We start from the raw sequence: 17,306 nt of genomic DNA on the forward strand, positions 1-17,306 counted from the left end.
AGCTCCTACAAGAGCAGTCAGAAGTCCAGGCTCAACGCCAGATTGACCCCCTGCTGGGTCAACTCATCACTGGTGACCCGGTTGTAGCTCCCACGCAATGCCAGCCCCGGCGCCAGGGTCTGGCTCACACCAAGACTCACCCGCGTCAGGCTGCTGTGCGGCGCATACCCGGTCAGGGTGAAGTCGTTCGCCGGGAGGCTGCTGAGGTGCATGGTCAGGTCCTGGCGGTCATCCTCGAACTCGTGCTCCTTGGCCACTTCGCCGAACGCCAGCGTCGCCGGGGTCACCTGGAACTTGCCCTGCAACCCCACACCCAGCCGTCGGGAATCACGCTTCTGGTCATCGAAGGTCAGTGCTGTGGAACGTGAGCCTTCCTCGCTGTAGCCATCCACCTTGATCCGTGCGTAATCGGCGCTGACGAAGGGCGACAGATGCCACGGGCTGCCCGGTTCCGCCAGGTCGAAGCCGAGGCGGGCGGACACTGCGAGCAGGTCGCCATCGGTGTCGCCCTTCTCGCTGCGATCGTTCGGCCCGAGGGCGAAGGTGCGCTTCAGGTCGTCATAGTCCAGGCGCCCGCCGGTAAGCGCGGCGTCGGCCCACCAGCGGTCGTGGTTGAACTGGGCGAAGAGCGTTGCGAGGTAGCTGTTCAGGCGGTAGTCGGAATCCTGCGCGCCGGCTTCCAGCTTCTGCCGGTAGAAGCCGCCGGCGATGCCGACACGCCAGTTCTCGTCGAGACGATAGCTGCCGCCCACGGTGAGGCTGTAGCCGTGCCCGTCGGCGCTGGCCGAGCTGCTCTGGCTATCGAGGTCCAGCTGCTGGCCGCTGGCCGCGACGATCGCCTGCCATTGCCCGACGGCCTGCCAGTCGGCCTGCCACTGGTTGCGCAGTTCGCTTTGATGGGCGTTCAGGGTGCCGTAGGCCATTTCCGGCAGCAGGGTCAGTTCCCAGGGGGCGGAGAGAATCGAGTAGCCGTAGTCGGCGATCATCTTCTGACCGGCGATGGTCGGGTGCACCGAGTCGTTGAACAGCAGCTTGCTTGGGTCGGGGGTGGTGCCGTTGGCGCCATAGACCGGGTTCTGCGTGCAGCCGTTGCCGCTGTAGCAGGTGCGCAGCAGGTTCTGGTCGGCAGCCAGGCCGAACTGCGTCGGCGCGGCGAGTGCCTCGTTGAACAGCAGGGGGATGTTCAGCGGGATGATCTCGGCATCGATCCGCGCCAGCTGGCTGACCAGCGTCTGGTTGAACACCGCACTGAGTTGCGAGCTCGGGCCCTGCAGTGGCGTGCCGTTGAGCGCCGGGGTCAGGCCAAGGTCGGGTAGCAGCCAGACCATGATGTAGCGCGCGCCGGCTTGTTGCAGCGCCTGGGCGCTGGCGGCCAGCTGGCTGGCCGAGGTGGCCGCGGCGACGGGAGAGGTGATCAGGCCCTGGAGAAAGTCGTTACCGCCACCGGTGAGGTAATACAGTGCATTCGGATCGGCCAGGCGCCCGCCGGCCAGGTAGCCGGGACGCTGGCGCAGCACCGTGCCGGCACCGGGGTTGCCGGGTGGGATGACCACCAGGGATTCGCCGGTGATGGACTGGTAGATCTGGTCGGTGCGATAGCCTCCGGTCGCCCAGTTGTTGCCGTCGGGGATCCCCAGCGCGGCGTTCACCGGCGAAGTGGACGCGTTCAGGTCTGCCGCGGCGACCCCGAGATAGCTGCCGAGGATCATCGACGACACGGGTGCGAAGGTGCCGTCCGGATTGCGGTTGGTGTAGCGCTGGCTGCTGCCGGGCGCGCTCGCGGGGTCGGGGAACTGGCCGGCATCGGCGAGGCTGTCGCCGAAGACGATCATGGTGGAGTAGGGAGATGGAGCGGCCATGGCACTGGAGCAGGCGGCGGCCAGCAGGCACGCGGCCGATTGACGCAGATAGCGGCGTTTTCTCATCGCAAGAGTCCTTCTTGTCGTTGTTTTTGGGCATTGCGCGGGTTGAAGGTAGCAAATCCGTCGCTTCCTGGCCTGCCGATATTGCACGCATTGTTTCCGTAAGCTACTGTGCCGAAACGTATGAACGAGACCTACCCCGTGTTGATCGTCAGCAAACTCTTGATGCGCGTTATCAAGGCCCACGCCCGTTGGCGTTGGCGCGCCTGACTTTATCTCCTGCCGGTTTCCCGGCCCGTTACGTTTTGCCTTTCTGAAATGATTTCACACACCTCTGCAACAGTTGGTAATGACTGGGGCGGGTGGCACTGCATGTCGGCAGTCGGGAAGGCAGTCATTCAAAGTCAGTATTCAAGAGGTTGAACCCAGATGTTACTGATGATCGACAACTACGATTCCTTTACCTACAACGTCGTTCAGTACTTCGGTGAGCTGGGGGCGGAGGTCAAGGTCATTCGCAACGACGAACTGACCATCGAGCAGATCGAAGCCCTGCAACCCGAGCGCATCGTCGTTTCTCCCGGTCCGTGCACCCCGACCGAGGCCGGTGTCTCCATCGCCGCCATCCATCATTTCGCCGGCAAGCTGCCGATCCTGGGCGTGTGCCTGGGCCACCAGTCCGTCGGCCAGGCCTTCGGTGGCGACGTGGTGCGCGCGCGCCAGGTCATGCATGGCAAGACCAGCCCGGTCGTCCACGAGAACAAGGGCGTGTTCGCCGGTCTCAACAATCCGCTGACCGTGACTCGCTACCACTCGCTGGTGGTCAAGCGCGAAACCCTGCCGGACTGCCTGGAAATGACCGCCTGGACCGCCTTCGAAGATGGCGCCGTCGACGAGATCATGGGCCTGCGCCACAAGACCCTGAACATCGAGGGCGTGCAGTTCCACCCCGAATCGATCCTCACCGAGCAGGGCCATGCGCTGTTCGCCAACTTCCTCAAGCAGACCGGCGGCCACCGCTAAGGATTGAGTATGGATATCAAGAATGCGTTGAGCCGGATCGTCGGCCACCTGGACCTGTCCACCGAGGAAATGCGCGATGTGATGCGCCAGATCATGACCGGTCAGTGCAGCGAAGCGCAGATCGGTGCCTTCCTGATGGGCATGCGCATGAAGAGCGAAAGCATCGACGAGATCGTCGGCGCTGTCTCGGTCATGCGTGAGCTGGCGGACAAGGTCGAGCTCAACAGCCTCGATGGCGTGGTCGATATCGTCGGTACTGGCGGCGATGGCGCGAATATCTTCAACGTTTCCACCGCCTCGGCCCTGGTCGTCGCCGCCGCCGGCTGCACCGTGGCCAAGCACGGCAATCGCGCGGTCTCCGGCAAGAGCGGCAGCGCCGACCTGCTGGAAGCCGCCGGCATCTACCTGAACCTCACGCCGGTCCAGGTAGCCCGCTGCATCGACAGCGTGGGCATTGGCTTCATGTTCGCCCAGACCCACCACAGCGCCATGAAACATGCCGCCGGCCCACGTCGCGACCTGGGTCTGCGGACCCTGTTCAACATGCTCGGCCCGCTTACGAATCCGGCTGGTGTGAAGCACCAGGTCGTCGGCGTGTTCACCCAGGCCCTGTGCCGCCCGCTGGCGGAAGTATTGCATCGCCTGGGCAGCAAGCATGTGCTGGTGGTGCACTCGAAGGATGGCCTGGACGAATTCAGTCTCGCCGCGCCGACCTTCGTCGCCGAACTGAAGAACGGTGAAATCAGCGAATACTGGGTCGAACCGGAAGACCTCGGGATGAAGAGCCAGAGCCTGCATGGCCTGGCGGTCAGTGGTCCGGAAGAGTCGCTGGCGCTGATTCGCGATGCCATCGGCAAGCGCAAGACCGAGAACGGCCAGAAAGCCGCGGAAATGATCGTGCTCAACGCCGGTGCCGCCCTGTACGCCGCCGACCTGGCGATGAGCCTCAAGCAGGGCGTCGAGCTGGCTCACGATGCGCTGCACACTGGCCTGGCCCGGGAAAAACTCGAGGAACTGGGCGCCTTTACCGCGGTATTCAAGCAGGAGAATGAAGGATGAGTGTGCCGACGGTTCTGGAAAAGATCCTCGCCCGCAAGGTCGAGGAAGTCGCCGAGCGCAGCGCCCGGGTCAGCCTTGCCGAGCTGGAGCGTCTGGCCGCGGCGGCCGATGCGCCACGCGGTTTCGCCAACGCGCTGATCGAGCAGGCCAAGCGCAAGCAGCCAGCGGTGATCGCCGAGATCAAGAAAGCTTCGCCAAGCAAGGGCGTGATCCGCGAGAACTTCGTTCCCGCCGAGATCGCGGTCAGCTACGAGAAGGGCGGGGCGACCTGCCTGTCGGTGCTGACCGATGTCGATTACTTCCAGGGGGCCGACGTCTACCTGCAGCAGGCCCGCGCGGCGGTGCAACTGCCGGTGATCCGCAAGGACTTCATGATCGATCCGTACCAGATCGTCGAAGCCCGTGCCCTGGGCGCCGACTGCGTGCTGCTGATCGTCTCCGCCCTGGACGACGTGAAGATGGCCGAGCTGGCCGCCACTGCCAAGAGCGTCGGTCTCGACGTATTGGTGGAGGTGCATGACGGCGACGAACTGGAGCGCGCGCTGAAGACCCTCGATACGCCGTTGGTCGGGGTCAACAACCGCAACCTGCACACTTTCGACGTCAGCCTGGAAACCACCCTCGACCTGCTGCCGCGCATCCCTCGCGATCGCCTGGCCATCACCGAGAGCGGCATTCTCAATCGGGCCGATGTCGAGCTGATGGAAATCAACGAGGTCTATTCCTTCCTGGTCGGTGAGGCGTTCATGCGGGCCGAGCAGCCGGGCGTGGAACTGCAGCGTCTGTTCTTCCCCGGACGTGTGGTGCCAGGCCAGAACGGACTGGATTGATCGATTCGAAGCCGGCGGATGCCGGCTTTTTCATTTCTGTAGGAGCTGGCTTGCCTGCGATGGACCGCAACGCGGTCCCGATTGCGCTGCTTTGGAGAGGGGAAAAGGACATGAGCGAACAACCTGTAGCCGTCACCGTCGAAGCCGGGCTGCATGCCGAGCAGGATCTGCTGGCGGCCGTGTGCAAGGGCGAGCGCGATCACGGCCTGCTGTTCTGGCGCCCTACCGACCGGGCGCTGGTGATGCCGCGACGCATGAGCCGGCTGGAAGGCTTCGAGGCGGCCTGTGGTGAACTGGCGATCACCGGCTGGCCCGTGCTGCTGCGCGAAACCGGCGGCGAGCCGGTGCCGCAATCGTCGGCGGTGATCAATATCGCGCTGGTCTACGTGGCGCCACGCAGCGAAGGCGATCAGAACCGTATCGAAAGCGCCTACGAGCGCCTGTGCCTGCCGTTGTGCGAGGTGCTGAGGGAGTGGGGCGGGGTGGCCTCGGTCGGCGAGATCGAAGGTGCCTTCTGCGACGGGCGCTACAACGTCAATCTCAATGGCCGCAAGCTGGTCGGCACCGCCCAGCGCTGGCGCCAGGGCCTCGACGGCAAGCGTCCGGTGGTACTGGTGCATGGGGCATTGCTGCTGGATAACGAGCGCGAGTCGATGGTTGCGGCGGTCAACCGCTTCAATGAATGTTGCGAGCTTGAGCAGCGCTGCCTGGCCGACAGCCATATCGCGCTGCACGAGGTGGTGCCCGAGGCGCCGTTGCTGGAGCGTCTGGCCCAGGCCTACGCCCGGACCCTCAGCGCCATCCCGCGGGATTAGCGGGTGCCGAAGACCACCATGGTCTTGCCTTTCACATGCACCAGGTTGCGTTCTTCGAGATCCTTGAGAACGCGACCGACCATCTCCCGCGAACAGCCGACGATCCGACCGATTTCCTGACGGGTGATCTTGATCTGCATGCCGTCGGGGTGAGTCATGGCGTCTGGCTGCGTGCACAGTTCCAGCAGGCAGCGGGCGACCCGGCCGGTCACGTCGAAGAACGCCAGGTCGCCGACCTTGCGTGTGGTGTTGCGCAGGCGCTGGGCCATCTGGCTGCCCAGGGCGTAGAGAATGTCCTGATCCTGGCGCGCCAGTTCACGGAATTTCTCGTAGCTGATTTCCGCGACTTCGCACTCTGTCTTGGCCCGCACCCAGGCACTGCGCTGCTGTTCCTTGCCCGCTGGTTCGAAGAGGCCGAGTTCGCCGAAGAAGTCGCCGCTGTTGAGATAGGCGATGATCATTTCCCGACCATCGTCGCCTTCGATCAGGATGGTGACCGAGCCCTTGATGATGAACGACAGGGTTTCAGCGGTATCGCCGGCACTGAGGATGTTGCTTTTGGCCGGGAAGCGGCGGCGCTGGCAATGCGCGAGCAGCTTGTCGACGTTCTTGATCTTGGCTGAAAGTGGTGCGGCAACCATGGTTAAGCCCCGAAATACGCGGTCCGTGAGTATTTGTAGTTTTGGGATGGGTGCAAAACGCCATCAATTTGGCGTCAGTTTATCAGACGCGGCCTCTGTATCGGCATATTTACTCAAGCGCTTAAGCCTTTTCGCTTCTGCCTGTAGGGACTAAGCTGGCAGCCATTTTTTCAAGCATGCGGAGATCGGGTTATGAAGGCGCGTATCCAGTGGGCCGGCGAGGCCATGTTCCTGGGCGAATCGGGTAGCGGGCACGTCGTGGTGATGGACGGTCCGCCCGATGCCGGCGGGCGTAACCTGGGCGTTCGCCCGATGGAAATGCTGTTGCTGGGCCTGGGTGGTTGCAGCAACTTCGATGTGGTCAGCATCTTGAAGAAGTCCCGCCAGGCCGTGGAAAGCTGCGAAGCCTTCCTCGAAGCCGAGCGAGCCAGCGAGGATCCGAAGGTGTTCACCAAGATTCACCTGCGCTTCGTGGTCAAGGGCTGTGGTCTGAAGGAAGCCCAGGTCAAGCGCGCGGTGGAACTGTCGGCGGAGAAATACTGCTCGGCTTCGATCATGCTGGGCCGCGCGGGTGTGGAGATCACCCACAGCTACGAGATCGTCGAACTCGGCTGAGTGCTCAGCGCCGCAGTGCCGGCAGCCAGTTCATCAGGCTGGCCGGCAACGCGGCGCGCCATTTCTCGCTGAGGCGCTCGCGGTGCCTCTGATAAAGCAGGCCGAGGCCGATGACCGCCAGGCCGATCAGGGTCAGTACCAGCGGGAACAGCAACGATTCGGCGAACACCTCGTACGACAGATAACCGAGGTACGCCGCCACCCCCAGTGCGCCGAAGACCATGAACATGGGGCGACGCAGCAGTACCGCGACCAGCATCAGGATGACGTTGATCAGGCAGTACAGGGCCTTGCCCAGTTCACTGTCGCTGTTCATCGATGTCAGTCCACCCCAGAACGCCAGCAAACCGGCCAGATAACCCCAGAACGCATAGTCCCTGCGTGTGCGGCCGTCGATCAGCAGGAACGCCAGCAGCAGGCCGAGGCCGAACCATAGCGAGACTTCCTGGCGTTGCTCCCAGGTGAAGGTGTCGCCATGGAACCATTCGCTCAGGTCCATGGACATGAACCACAGCGCCACGGCGATCGGCATGACGATGAACGGGAAGGGGATCAGTCGCAGCATCAGCAGGCCCGCCGCTATCGTCGCCACTTCCATCAGCAGCCAGCCGCCCTGCACGTAGCGGTAATAGTCGTGGTAGTCGGCCTGGGTGTCATCCAGCGGCCACAGCCCGGTGAGGCGCTCGATGGCGAACACCGCCAGCGGCACGATGCTCACCGCCACCGCCGCGAGTACGCCGGCGGGAATCGGCTGGCCACGGCGTTGCATGGCCAGGCCGGCGAAGGTCAACGCGACGATGTACAGCAGCGCGACGGCGAGCAGTGCGTGGTCGCCGATGCGCATCCAGGCTTCGCTGAGCAGCCAGCCCATGGCGCCCATGATCAGCAAGGCGCCGAGATAGAACGCCACATGGGCCAGCTGGAAGCTGGGTTGCTCCAGCGGCTGCTGGCGCAGAAAGCGCAGCAGCGCCTGCTCCTGCTCGGCGTTCAGCACGCCGGCGTCAACGGCGCGGGCCAGATCCCGGGCTGCGAAGCGCTCGTTCATCAGCGATCAGATGCGGTAGGTGCTTTTGGTCATGACCTTGGCCATCAGGCTCATGCCGAACTTGACCGGAGGCGGGAAGCGGAAGCCACCGGCATCGAGTGCCGCTTCCGCGTGATGCTCCTCGTCGACGCGCATCTGTTCGAGGATCGCCCGGGACTTTTCGTCTTCTGCGGGGATCTGCTCAAGGTGTTCATCCAGATGCTTGCACACCTGATGCTCGGTGGCGGCGACGAAGCCCAGGCTGACCTTGTCGCTGATCAGCCCGGCGAGAGCGCCGATACCGAAGGACATGCCATAGAACAGGGGGTTGAGCACGCTCGGGGAACTGCCCAGCTGGCGAATGCGCTGTTCGCACCAGGCCAGGTGGTCGATTTCCTCGTCGGCGGCCTGCTCCATCGCTTTGCGCACTTCCGGCAGCTTGGCGGTCAGGGCCTGCCCCTGGTAAAGCGCCTGGGCGCAGACTTCACCGGTGTGGTTGATGCGCATCAGGCCGGCGACGTGGCGGGCCTGCTTGTCGTCGAGCTCGGATTCGGGCTGGACGATCGCAGGAGACGGGCGGGTAGGTTGGCCGCTGAAGGGCAGCAAGGTGCGCATGGCGGTGTCGGCCTGCAGCAACAAGCGGTCGAGCGGCGAGTATTGACGTTCGGTAGCCATCGGGCACCTCCGCAAGAATGTGCCCGACAGTTTAACCCAATCCCTGTTACAGGGCTTGCGCTGGATCAGCCCGGTGGCCAGTGCATCTGGCGCTGGCCGAGCACATGCATATGGATGTGGTAGACGGTCTGGCCGCCCAGCTCGTTGCAGTTCATCACGACGCGGAAGCCGTCTTCGCAACCCAGTTCCCGGGCCAGGCGCTGGGCGGTGAACAGGATGTGTCCGGCCAGGCCCTTGTCTTCCTCGGTGAGGTCGTTGAGGGTGCGGATCGGCTTTTTCGGGATTACCAGGAAATGTACCGGTGCCTGCGGGGCGATATCGTGGAACGCCAGGACCTGGTCGTCCTCGTAGATGATCTTCGCCGGGATTTCCCGGTTGATGATCTTGGTGAAGATAGTATCCACAGCGCTTGCTCCATGGTGGTGGTCGGGCCTGAGTGTACTCAGCCGCCGCGCCGCCGCCCAGTGGCGATTCGCTTCAGCGTGGGCAGTAGGCGCGATTGATCGCACCGGCCAGCTTGCGGCTGATCCAGCGGCCCAGCAGGCGTGGCGCGCGGGCCAGCCAGCGATTGCGTCGGCCGGGGAGGATGATGGCCTGGTTGCGGTCGAGCGCGCGTACCGTGTACAGCGCCACCTCTTCCGCGCTCAGGCAGCGCTTGCTGTTGTCCAGGCGCGGGATGCGCCGGTTCGCCGAGTGCACCGGGCCAGGGCAGAGCACCGAGACCTTGATTCCGGTCTGTTTCAGTTCTTCACGCAGGCTTTCGGAGAAATGCAGTACATAGGCCTTGCTCGCGGCGTAACTGCTCATCCACGGGCCCGGGGCGAAAGCGGCCAGCGAGGCGACATTGAGGATCTGCCCGCCGCCCTGCACGGCCATGGCATTGCCCAGCGCATGGCAGAGCCGGGTGAGTGCGAGGATGTTGACCTCGATCAGATCCTGTTCGTCGGCCCATTCCTGGGCAAGGAAATGCCCGTATGAGCGAATCCCGGCGCAGTTCACCAGCAGATCGATCCGCCGCTCGCCTTCTTCCAGTTCCAGCAGAAAACCCGACAAGCGCAGTGGCTCGCCGAGGTCGCAGGCGCGAAACAGCACTTCCACGCCGAAGCGCTGGGTGAGCTCGATGGCGACCGGCTCCAGCCGTTCGCGCTGGCGCGCTACCAGGATCAGGTTGCGACCGCGCCGTGCCAATGCTTCGGCCAGTGCCAGGCCCAGACCGCTGGAGGCACCGGTGATCATGGCGTAACGGGTCATGCAGTTCTCCAATGGCAGGGTGTTCGACAAGGGCGGGTAGTCTACAGCGAGAGCGGGGCAAAGGCTGCCCCGTCAGCGTGGCCAGTGCGTGCCGAGACGATTCGCCGTGGCCAGCGCCTGGCGATACTCCTCGTCGAGACGGGCGATCAATCGCTCCACCGGCAATTGCTCGTCGATGGCGCCGACACCTTGCCCGGCGGACCATACGGTCTTCCACGCCTTGGCTTCCTCGTGGATCGGCTTGAGCTGGATATCGCCGCCTTTGGCCAGGCTGCTCAGGTCATACCCGGCGCGTTCCAGGCTTTGACGCATGAAGCTCGCGGGTACGCCGGAAACCGCCGGGGTGTGTACGATATCGGCGGCCTTGGCTGCCAGCAGCATGGCCTTGTATTCCTCCGAGGCCTGGCTCTCCCGGCTGGCGATGAAATGAGTGCCGAGATAGGCCAGGTCGGCGCCCAGCAATTGCGCGGCGAGGATCTCGTGACCGCGGTTGAGGCAGCCGGCGAGCAACAGGGTCTTGTCGAAGAACTCGCGGATTTCGCTGACCAGGGCGAACGGGCTCCAGGTCCCGGCATGCCCGCCGGCGCCGGCGGCGACCGCGATCAGTCCGTCGACGCCGGCCTGCGCGGCTTTCTCCGCATGGCGGCGGGTCGTGACATCGTGGAACACCAGGCCGCCGTAGCTGTGCACGGCGTCCACCACTTCCTTGACGGCGCCAAGGCTGGTGATCACCACGGGCACCTTGTGCTCGATGCACACCGCGAGGTCGGCCTGCAGCCGCGGATTGCTCTGGTGGACGATCAGGTTGACCGCGTAGGGCGCGGGATTGTCCAGCTCGGCCAGGCCGGCGTCGATTTCTTCCAGCCAGGCCTTGAAACCCGCGGTGTCACGCTGGTTCAGCGCGGGAAAACTGCCCATCACGCCGTTGCGGCAGCAGGCCAGGACCAGCTGCGGGTTCGAAATCAGAAACATCGGTGCCGCCACCACGGGCAGGCGCAGGCGTTGTTCGAGCAGAGCGGGCAATGACATGGCAGGTTCTCGTGTGAGTGATGGCTACTGTCAGAACGGCTTGACGACCACCAGAATTACGATGAGCAGCAGGAACACCACCGGCACTTCGTTGAACCAGCGGAAATAGGTATGACTGCGGGCGTTTTCACCGCGGGCGAAGCGCTTCACGTTGGCGCCGCACATGTGATGGTAGCCGGTGAGCAGCACTACCAGCGTCAGCTTGGCGTGCAGCCAGCCCTGGCTCAGCCAGCCGGGGGTCAGGTAGAGCATCCAGATGCCGAAGACGAACGCGGCGATCATCGCCGGGCCCATGATGAAGCGGTAGAGCTTGCGCTCCATGATCACGAAGCGCTCGCGGCTGATCTGGTCCTGGCTTGCGGCGTGGTAAACGAACAGGCGTGGCAGGTAGAACAGCCCGGCGAACCAGCAGACGATACTGACGATGTGCAGGGCTTTGATCCATAGGTACAGCATGTTTTCTATTCCTTGGCGGTTCACGGTCGTCAGATAGTAGTGGTTAGGCGCCGCGCCCGTCATCTCAACGGTTGTAGCTGTAACCCCGGACCCCTATCATCGCTGGTTTTCCAGTCGGTTCGTTGATAGGAGGCAGTTCATGGTCAAGGTCGGTATCGTCGGCGGCACGGGTTACACCGGTGTCGAGTTGCTGCGTCTGCTGGCACAGCATCCTCAGGCTGAAGTCGCAGTCATCACCTCGCGCTCGGAAGCGGGCCTGGCGGTGGCCGACATGTACCCGAACCTGCGAGGCCATTACGACAACCTCGCCTTCAGTGTGCCGGACACCAAGACCCTGGCCGCCTGCGACGTGGTGTTCTTCGCCACGCCGCACGGCGTTGCCCATGCCCTGGCCGGTGAATTGCTGGCGGCCGGCACCAAGGTCATCGACCTGTCCGCCGACTTCCGCCTGCAGGACGCTGACGAATGGGCCAAGTGGTACGGCCAGCCCCATGGCGCGCCTGAACTGCTGAAGGACGCGGTCTACGGCCTGCCGGAAGTCAACCGCGAACAGATCCGCCAGGCGCGCCTGATCGCCGTTCCAGGTTGCTACCCGACCGCTACCCAACTGGGCTTCCTGCCGCTGCTGGAAGCGGGTATCGCCGATGCCTCGCGTCTGATCGCCGACTGCAAGTCGGGCGTCAGCGGCGCCGGTCGTGGTGCCAGTGTCGGTTCGCTGTTCTGTGAGGCAGGCGAGAGCATGAAGGCCTATGCCGTCAAAGGTCACCGCCACCTGCCGGAAATCCGCCAGGGCCTGCGTCGCGCCGCCGGTGGTGAAGTCGGCCTGACCTTCGTGCCGCACCTGACCCCGATGATTCGCGGTATCCATTCGACCCTGTACGCAACCGTCGCCGATACCTCGGTGGACCTGCAGGCACTGTTCGAGAAGCGCTATGCCGATGAGCCGTTCGTCGACGTCATGCCGGCCGGCAGCCATCCGGAAACCCGCAGCGTGAAGGGCGCCAACGTCTGCCGCATCGCCGTGCACCGTCCGCAGGGCGGCGATCTGGTGGTGGTGCTGTCGGTCATCGACAACCTGGTGAAGGGCGCTTCCGGCCAGGCGGTGCAGAACCTCAACATCCTCTTCGGCCTCGACGAGCGCCTGGGTCTGTCCCACGCCGGCCTGCTGCCATAAGGGCTGACACATCGGGCTGCGGGCGGCACTTATACTTTCCGCTTGTAGCCTGATGCCGCTTCTATAGTTGACCGATTTTCTAGGGGAAGCGGATAATGCGCGCCATCACGCAATGGCGGCATAACGCCGGGAGATATTCAGCATGAGCGTCGAATCCTTCACCCCTTCGGCTTTGCAGTTCACGCACAACGCCGCGCACAAGGTGAAGACCCTGGTTGACGAAGAGGGCAATGATCGTCTGAAGTTGCGGGTTTTCGTGACGGGCGGTGGCTGCTCCGGCTTCCAGTACGGCTTCACCTTCGATGAAGACATCGCGGAAGATGACACCATCGTCGAGCGCGAGGGCGTTGCCCTGGTGGTCGATCCGATGAGCTTCCAGTACCTGGCCGGTGCCGAAGTGGACTACCAGGAAGGCCTGGAAGGTTCGCGTTTCGTCATCAAGAACCCGAACGCCACGACCACTTGTGGTTGCGGTTCGTCGTTCTCGATCTGATTCGCCGGGATCCTTTGCTGACGCCGCGCTCATGCGCGGCGTTTTGCTTTCTGGGATTCACGCCGGGTAGATGGCGCCGAGCACGCGCAGGCCGCGGGCACCGGTGACGCTGGGTCGGTTGCCGGCAATGCCTTCCAGACAGCAGTGCGCCAGCCAGGCGAAGGCCATGGCCTCGACCCAGTCCGGATCGACACCGAACGCCGCCGTGCTGCTTACCTTTGCGTTCGGCAACAGGCCGGCCAGGCGTTTCATCAGCGCGCCATTGTGTGCGCCGCCGCCACAGACCAGCAGGACCTGGGTGTCCTCCTGGGCCTTTTTCAGTGAGTCGACGATGCTCAGCGCGGTCAGCTCCAGCAGGGTGGCCTGGACATCCTCGTCGGCACAGGCAGGCTGGGTGCTCAGGTGGTGCTGCAGCCAGGGCAGATTGAACAGTTCCCGGCCTGTGCTCTTGGGGCCGGTACCGGCGAAGAACGGATCGCTCAGCAAATTGCCCAGCAGGCCAGGAAGGGCTTTGCCGCTGGCTGCCCAGGCACCGTCGGCATCGTAGCCGAGTCCCTGCTTCTCGTTGATCCAGGCGTCCAGCAGTACATTGCCGGGACCGCAGTCGAAGCCGCTGACCGGCTTGTCCCTTTCGATCAGGCTGAGGTTGCTGAAACCACCGACGTTGAGCACTGCCAGACGTTCGCCCTGGCTGGCGAACAAGGCGTCGTGAAACGCCGGTACCAGCGGCGCACCCTGGCCGCCTGCGGCAACGTCGCGCCGGCGGAAGTCACCGACCACGGTAATGCCGGTGAGCTCGGCGAGCAGGGCGGGGTTGCCGATCTGCACAGTGAACCCGCGAGCGGGTTCGTGGCGAATGGTCTGGCCGTGGCTGCCGATGGCGCGGATGTCTTCAGGGCGAAGGTTTTGCGCATCGAGCAGATGCTGGATGCCCTGCGCCGCGAGGCGTACCCACTCGGTTTCCGCCAGGGCGGCGCGGGCGATCTCGTCGGGACCGCTGGCGCACAGGCCAAGCATGGCCAGGCGCAGCGTCTCGGGCATGGGGATGTAGTGGCTGGCGAGCAGCGAGACCTGTGGCTCCTGCTCGATCAAGGCGATGTCCAGACCATCGAGGCTGGTGCCGGACATCACGCCAAGGTAAAGAGCCATGTATCAGCGCTTGTTCAGCGCCAGCATGGTGGCCTTTTCCTGGTCCATGCGTGCGATGAGTGGCTGACTGAGTTGCATGAAGCGCTGGCGTTCGGCCTTGGCGATCGGATCGGCCATTGGCAGCTTCTGGCCCAGCGGATCGACGTGTACGCCGTTGACCTGGAACTCGTAATGCAGGTGCGGTCCGGTGGACAGGCCGGTGGTGCCGATGTAGCCGATGACCTGGCCCTGCTTGACGGAACCGCCGGTCTTCACGCCCTTGGCGAATCCTTGCATGTGTCCGTAGAGGGTCTGGTAGGTGTTGCCGTGCTGGATGATCACGGTGTTGCCGTAGCCGCCGCGGCGACCAGCGAGCAGGACCTTGCCGTCACCGGCGGCCTTGATCGGCGTACCGCGCGGCGCGGCATAGTCGACACCCTTGTGCGCGCGGATCTTGTTCAGGATCGGGTGCTTGCGTCCGGCCGAGAAGCGTGAACTGATACGGGCGAAGTCCACCGGCGTGCGGATGAACGCCTTGCGCATGCTGTTGCCGTCGGCCGTGTAGTAGCTGGTGGTGCCGGCCTTGTTGGTGTAGCGCACGGCACTGTAGGTCTTGCCGCGGTTGGTGAAGCGCGCGGAAAGGATGTTGCCGGTGCCGACGACCTTGCCGTCGACCACTTTCTGCTCGTAGATCACATCGAATTCGTCGCCCTGGCGGATGTCCTGGGCGAAATCGACGTCATAGCCGAAGATGTTGGCCATATCCATGGTCATGTTGTGCGATAGACCGGCGCGCTGGGCCGAGGCCGAAAGCGAGCTCTTGATCACGCCGTGCACGTAGGCGGAGCGGGTTACCGGCTTGGTCACTTCGCGATTGAATGCGTAGCCGTTGGCACTCTTGGTCAAGCGAATGGTTTCCAGATCGCTTACCTTGCTGTGCAGGCTGGCCAGTTGGCCGTCCTTGTCCAGTTCGATCTGCAGTACCTGGCCATGCTTGAGCTGGCTGAACTGTTTCGCCTGCTTGTTGCTGGCCAGCACTTCATGCACCGCGTTGGCAGGCAAGCCGAGCTTGGCGAACAGGGTCGACAGGGTGTCGCCGCGGGCAACGGTGACTTCGCGGTGGCCGGGTTCCTTGGCAGGGGCTTCCGCGGCGACTTCCTCGGCCTTGGGGGTCGGCTCGGTCTTGGCGGTTTCTTCGCTCGGTGTTGCTGCGGTGTCGATCTGGGCGAATGGCGAAGCGCTGGATTCTTCCACGGCCAGCGGTTGCTCGGGCTGGGCCTTGAGCTGCTCGGCAGGGGCCTCCAGCTCCAGGTTCAGAGTGGTCCGTTTGGCTTCGACCTCGCTGGATGGAAATACCAGCAAGGCCAGGCTGAGTAAGGCGGCGATGCCGCTGGCGGCCAACAGGTGGCTCTTCGGATAAAGCGGGGGCGCTTTAGGCGGTGAGTTGGTCATGAGTGAGATGGCTTTGAAAAAGATGAAATGGAAAAGATGAATGACATGATGAAGATGAAATAACTGTATAAAATATAACCAAATCCCTTCCAAAGCAAGCGACGCAGACGTCAGCAGCCGGTCCGCGGGTCACATCCGGCCCGATCTTGTAATTGACGGCTGATCTTGTATGGTTGGGGCCCTTTAGAATCTGAGCCTGCGGGTCTGTTTATGAAGTCGGTTGAAGAGCAGCTAGCGCTGATCAAGCGTGGAGCGGAAGAGGTACTGGTCGAGTCTGAGCTGGTCGAGAAACTCAAGCGCGGTCAGCCGCTGCGCATCAAGGCGGGTTTCGACCCCACCGCGCCCGATCTGCACCTGGGGCATACGGTGCTGATCAACAAGTTGCGTCAGTTCCAGGATCTGGGGCACCAGGTGATCTTCCTGATCGGTGATTTCACCGGCATGATCGGTGACCCGAGCGGCAAGAGCGCCACCCGTCCTCCGTTGACCCGCGAGCAAGTGCTGGAGAATGCCGAGACCTATAAACAGCAGGTTTTCAAGATTCTCGACCCGGCCAAGACCGAAGTGGCGTTCAACTCCACCTGGATGGACAAGCTGACCCCAGCCGACTTCATTCGCCTGGCCTCGCAGTACACCGTGGCGCGCATGCTCGAGCGCGACGACTTCGATAAGCGTTACACCAGCAATCAGCCGATCGCCATTCACGAGTTCCTCTATCCGCTGGTGCAGGGCTACGACTCCGTGGCACTGAAGGCTGACGTCGAGCTGGGTGGTACCGACCAGAAGTTCAACCTGCTGATGGGGCGTGAGCTGCAGCGTGGTTATGGTCAGGAGGCTCAGAACATCGTGACCATGCCACTGCTCGAAGGTCTCGATGGCGTGAAGAAGATGTCCAAGTCGCTGGGTAACTACGTGGGCATCCAGGAAGCGCCGGGCGTGATGTACAGCAAGCTGGTGTCGATCCCGGATACCCTGATGTGGCGTTACTTCGAGCTGCTCAGTTTCCGTTCGATGGAAGAGATAGATGGTTTCCGTGCCGAGGTCGCTGCCGGCGCCAACCCGCGTGACATCAAGATCAAGCTGGCTGAAGAGATCGTTGCTCGCTTCCATGGTGAAGAGGCGGCGGCCAATGCTCATCGTGCCGCGGGCAACCGCATGAAGGAAGGCGAGCTGCCGGAAGACCTGCCGGAGATAGAAGTGGTCGCGACGGAAGACATGCCGATCTCGGCCGTCTTGAACAAGGCGGGCCTGGTGAAGAACTCTGCCGCGGCTCGGGATCTGCTGGCTGCCGGTAGCGTGCGTGTCGATGGTGAGGTCGTCGATCGCGGCTTTGTCTTCGTTCTGGGAGAGGCCCATGTCTGCCAGGCTGGCAAGAAAGCCTTTGCACGTATCACGCTGAAGGCTGAGTGAGGAGCTGCTCCTCTATATAGAGGTGTCAGTTCTGTTTCAGGGCTGTTTTGAAAAAGTTTCAACTCAGCCCTTGACGCCCCGTATTATCTCTCTATAATTCGCCCCACTTCCGGCGCAGTCGAAACGGAAAACTCCTTGAGAATCAATGGGTTGGATGTTTCAGGTAGTATCGGAAGTGCTTCGGTCATCGACGAAGGCGGTTGAAAAAGGCAGTTGACAGCAGGTTGTAACGCTGTAGAATTCGCCTCCCGCTAACGAGAGATCGCAGCGAGTCAAGTGTTTGAAGTTGAACGAGAAATTCTGAAAAAACTTCAAAATAAACGCTTGACAGACTTAGAGGAAAGCGTAGAATACGCGCCTCGGTTGAAG

At 63.0% G+C, this 17,306-nt stretch carries 18 protein-coding genes; 8 read left to right on the forward strand and 10 right to left on the reverse strand.

The features are described from left to right. Positions 1-17: 17 nt before the first annotated feature. Positions 18-1,925: an esterase EstP gene (gene estP, locus CHB99_RS17880; protein WP_042123881.1), complete on the reverse strand. Its 1,908-nt coding sequence runs from the start codon at positions 1,923-1,925 to the stop codon at positions 18-20. 366 nt (positions 1,926-2,291) lie between these two features. Between estP and CHB99_RS17885 the strand changes: the two genes are divergently transcribed. The 4 genes from CHB99_RS17885 to CHB99_RS17900 all read left to right on the forward strand — a co-directional run bounded on the left by CHB99_RS17885 (position 2,292) and on the right by CHB99_RS17900 (position 5,589). Beyond that, entirely contained in the window at positions 2,292-2,885 is a 594-nt protein-coding gene (locus tag CHB99_RS17885; RefSeq protein ID WP_042123880.1) for an aminodeoxychorismate/anthranilate synthase component II, read from the forward strand. Positions 2,886-2,894: 9 nt separating this feature from the next. Continuing rightward, positions 2,895-3,944 carry an anthranilate phosphoribosyltransferase gene (gene trpD, locus CHB99_RS17890; protein WP_042123879.1) on the forward strand — a complete coding sequence of 350 codons (1,050 nt, stop codon included), beginning with the start codon at positions 2,895-2,897 and terminating at the stop codon, positions 3,942-3,944. Then, entirely contained in the window at positions 3,941-4,774 is an 834-nt protein-coding gene (gene trpC / locus CHB99_RS17895; protein ID WP_042123878.1) for an indole-3-glycerol phosphate synthase TrpC, read from the forward strand. The genes trpD and trpC overlap by 4 nt, the downstream gene beginning before the upstream one ends. 110 nt (positions 4,775-4,884) lie before the next feature. After that, complete coding sequence (locus CHB99_RS17900; RefSeq protein WP_042123876.1) at positions 4,885-5,589, forward strand: lipoate--protein ligase family protein; 705 nt, start codon at positions 4,885-4,887, stop codon at positions 5,587-5,589. On the opposite strand, the gene crp is transcribed toward CHB99_RS17900, so the two are convergent. Next, positions 5,586-6,230, reverse strand: a complete 645-nt coding sequence (gene crp, locus CHB99_RS17905) for a cAMP-activated global transcriptional regulator CRP (protein ID WP_042123871.1) — start codon at positions 6,228-6,230, stop codon at positions 5,586-5,588. The two genes, CHB99_RS17900 and crp, sit on opposite strands and share 4 nt — an antisense overlap. Before the next feature lie 192 nt (positions 6,231-6,422). On the opposite strand from crp, the gene CHB99_RS17910 reads away from it, so the two are divergent. Further along, complete coding sequence (locus CHB99_RS17910; RefSeq protein WP_042123869.1) at positions 6,423-6,845, forward strand: OsmC family protein; 423 nt, start codon at positions 6,423-6,425, stop codon at positions 6,843-6,845. Positions 6,846-6,849: 4 nt separating this feature from the next. Here the strand turns inward: CHB99_RS17910 and CHB99_RS17915 are convergent, their stop codons facing one another. The 6 genes from CHB99_RS17915 to hemJ form a co-directional block, all read right to left on the reverse strand. Next, positions 6,850-7,890: a DUF2157 domain-containing protein gene (locus tag CHB99_RS17915; protein WP_042123867.1), complete on the reverse strand. Its 1,041-nt coding sequence runs from the start codon at positions 7,888-7,890 to the stop codon at positions 6,850-6,852. Positions 7,891-7,896: 6 nt separating this feature from the next. After that, positions 7,897-8,544 (reverse strand): 2-polyprenyl-3-methyl-6-methoxy-1,4-benzoquinone monooxygenase, encoded by a 648-nt coding sequence (gene coq7 / locus CHB99_RS17920; RefSeq protein ID WP_042123866.1) that lies wholly within the window; start codon positions 8,542-8,544, stop codon positions 7,897-7,899. A 65-nt stretch (positions 8,545-8,609) separates the two neighbouring features. Continuing rightward, positions 8,610-8,948: a histidine triad nucleotide-binding protein gene (locus CHB99_RS17925; RefSeq protein ID WP_042123865.1), complete on the reverse strand. Its 339-nt coding sequence runs from the start codon at positions 8,946-8,948 to the stop codon at positions 8,610-8,612. Positions 8,949-9,021: 73 nt separating this feature from the next. Continuing rightward, positions 9,022-9,795, reverse strand: a complete 774-nt coding sequence (locus CHB99_RS17930; protein ID WP_042123864.1) for an SDR family NAD(P)-dependent oxidoreductase — start codon at positions 9,793-9,795, stop codon at positions 9,022-9,024. Between the two features lie 72 nt (positions 9,796-9,867). Next, positions 9,868-10,824 (reverse strand): NAD(P)H-dependent flavin oxidoreductase, encoded by a 957-nt coding sequence (locus CHB99_RS17935; protein WP_042123863.1) that lies wholly within the window; start codon positions 10,822-10,824, stop codon positions 9,868-9,870. 30 nt (positions 10,825-10,854) lie between these two features. Next, positions 10,855-11,277, reverse strand: coding sequence for a protoporphyrinogen oxidase HemJ (gene hemJ / locus CHB99_RS17940; protein WP_170946394.1), 423 nt, complete (start codon positions 11,275-11,277; stop codon positions 10,855-10,857). A gap of 142 nt (positions 11,278-11,419) precedes the next feature. Between hemJ and argC the strand changes: the two genes are divergently transcribed. Next, positions 11,420-12,454: an N-acetyl-gamma-glutamyl-phosphate reductase gene (argC, locus tag CHB99_RS17945; RefSeq protein ID WP_042123854.1), complete on the forward strand. Its 1,035-nt coding sequence runs from the start codon at positions 11,420-11,422 to the stop codon at positions 12,452-12,454. Between the two features lie 142 nt (positions 12,455-12,596). Next, positions 12,597-12,947: an iron-sulfur cluster insertion protein ErpA gene (erpA, locus tag CHB99_RS17950; RefSeq protein WP_009408529.1), complete on the forward strand. Its 351-nt coding sequence runs from the start codon at positions 12,597-12,599 to the stop codon at positions 12,945-12,947. A gap of 57 nt (positions 12,948-13,004) precedes the next feature. Here erpA and CHB99_RS17955 read toward each other — a convergent pair whose 3' ends face one another. Both CHB99_RS17955 and CHB99_RS17960 read right to left on the reverse strand, forming a co-directional pair. Then, positions 13,005-14,096: an anhydro-N-acetylmuramic acid kinase gene (locus CHB99_RS17955; RefSeq protein ID WP_042123850.1), complete on the reverse strand. Its 1,092-nt coding sequence runs from the start codon at positions 14,094-14,096 to the stop codon at positions 13,005-13,007. Positions 14,097-14,099: 3 nt separating this feature from the next. Continuing rightward, positions 14,100-15,527: a peptidoglycan DD-metalloendopeptidase family protein gene (locus tag CHB99_RS17960; protein WP_042123848.1), complete on the reverse strand. Its 1,428-nt coding sequence runs from the start codon at positions 15,525-15,527 to the stop codon at positions 14,100-14,102. 210 nt (positions 15,528-15,737) lie between these two features. Between CHB99_RS17960 and tyrS the strand changes: the two genes are divergently transcribed. After that, a complete protein-coding gene (gene tyrS, locus CHB99_RS17965; RefSeq protein WP_042123846.1) occupies positions 15,738-16,937 on the forward strand; it encodes a tyrosine--tRNA ligase in 1,200 nt (399 codons plus the stop codon). The last annotated feature ends 369 nt before the right edge of the window (positions 16,938-17,306 follow it).

Source organism: Pseudomonas japonica (assembly GCF_900188455.1).
Classification (GTDB): Bacteria; Pseudomonadota; Gammaproteobacteria; order Pseudomonadales; family Pseudomonadaceae; genus Aquipseudomonas; species Aquipseudomonas japonica.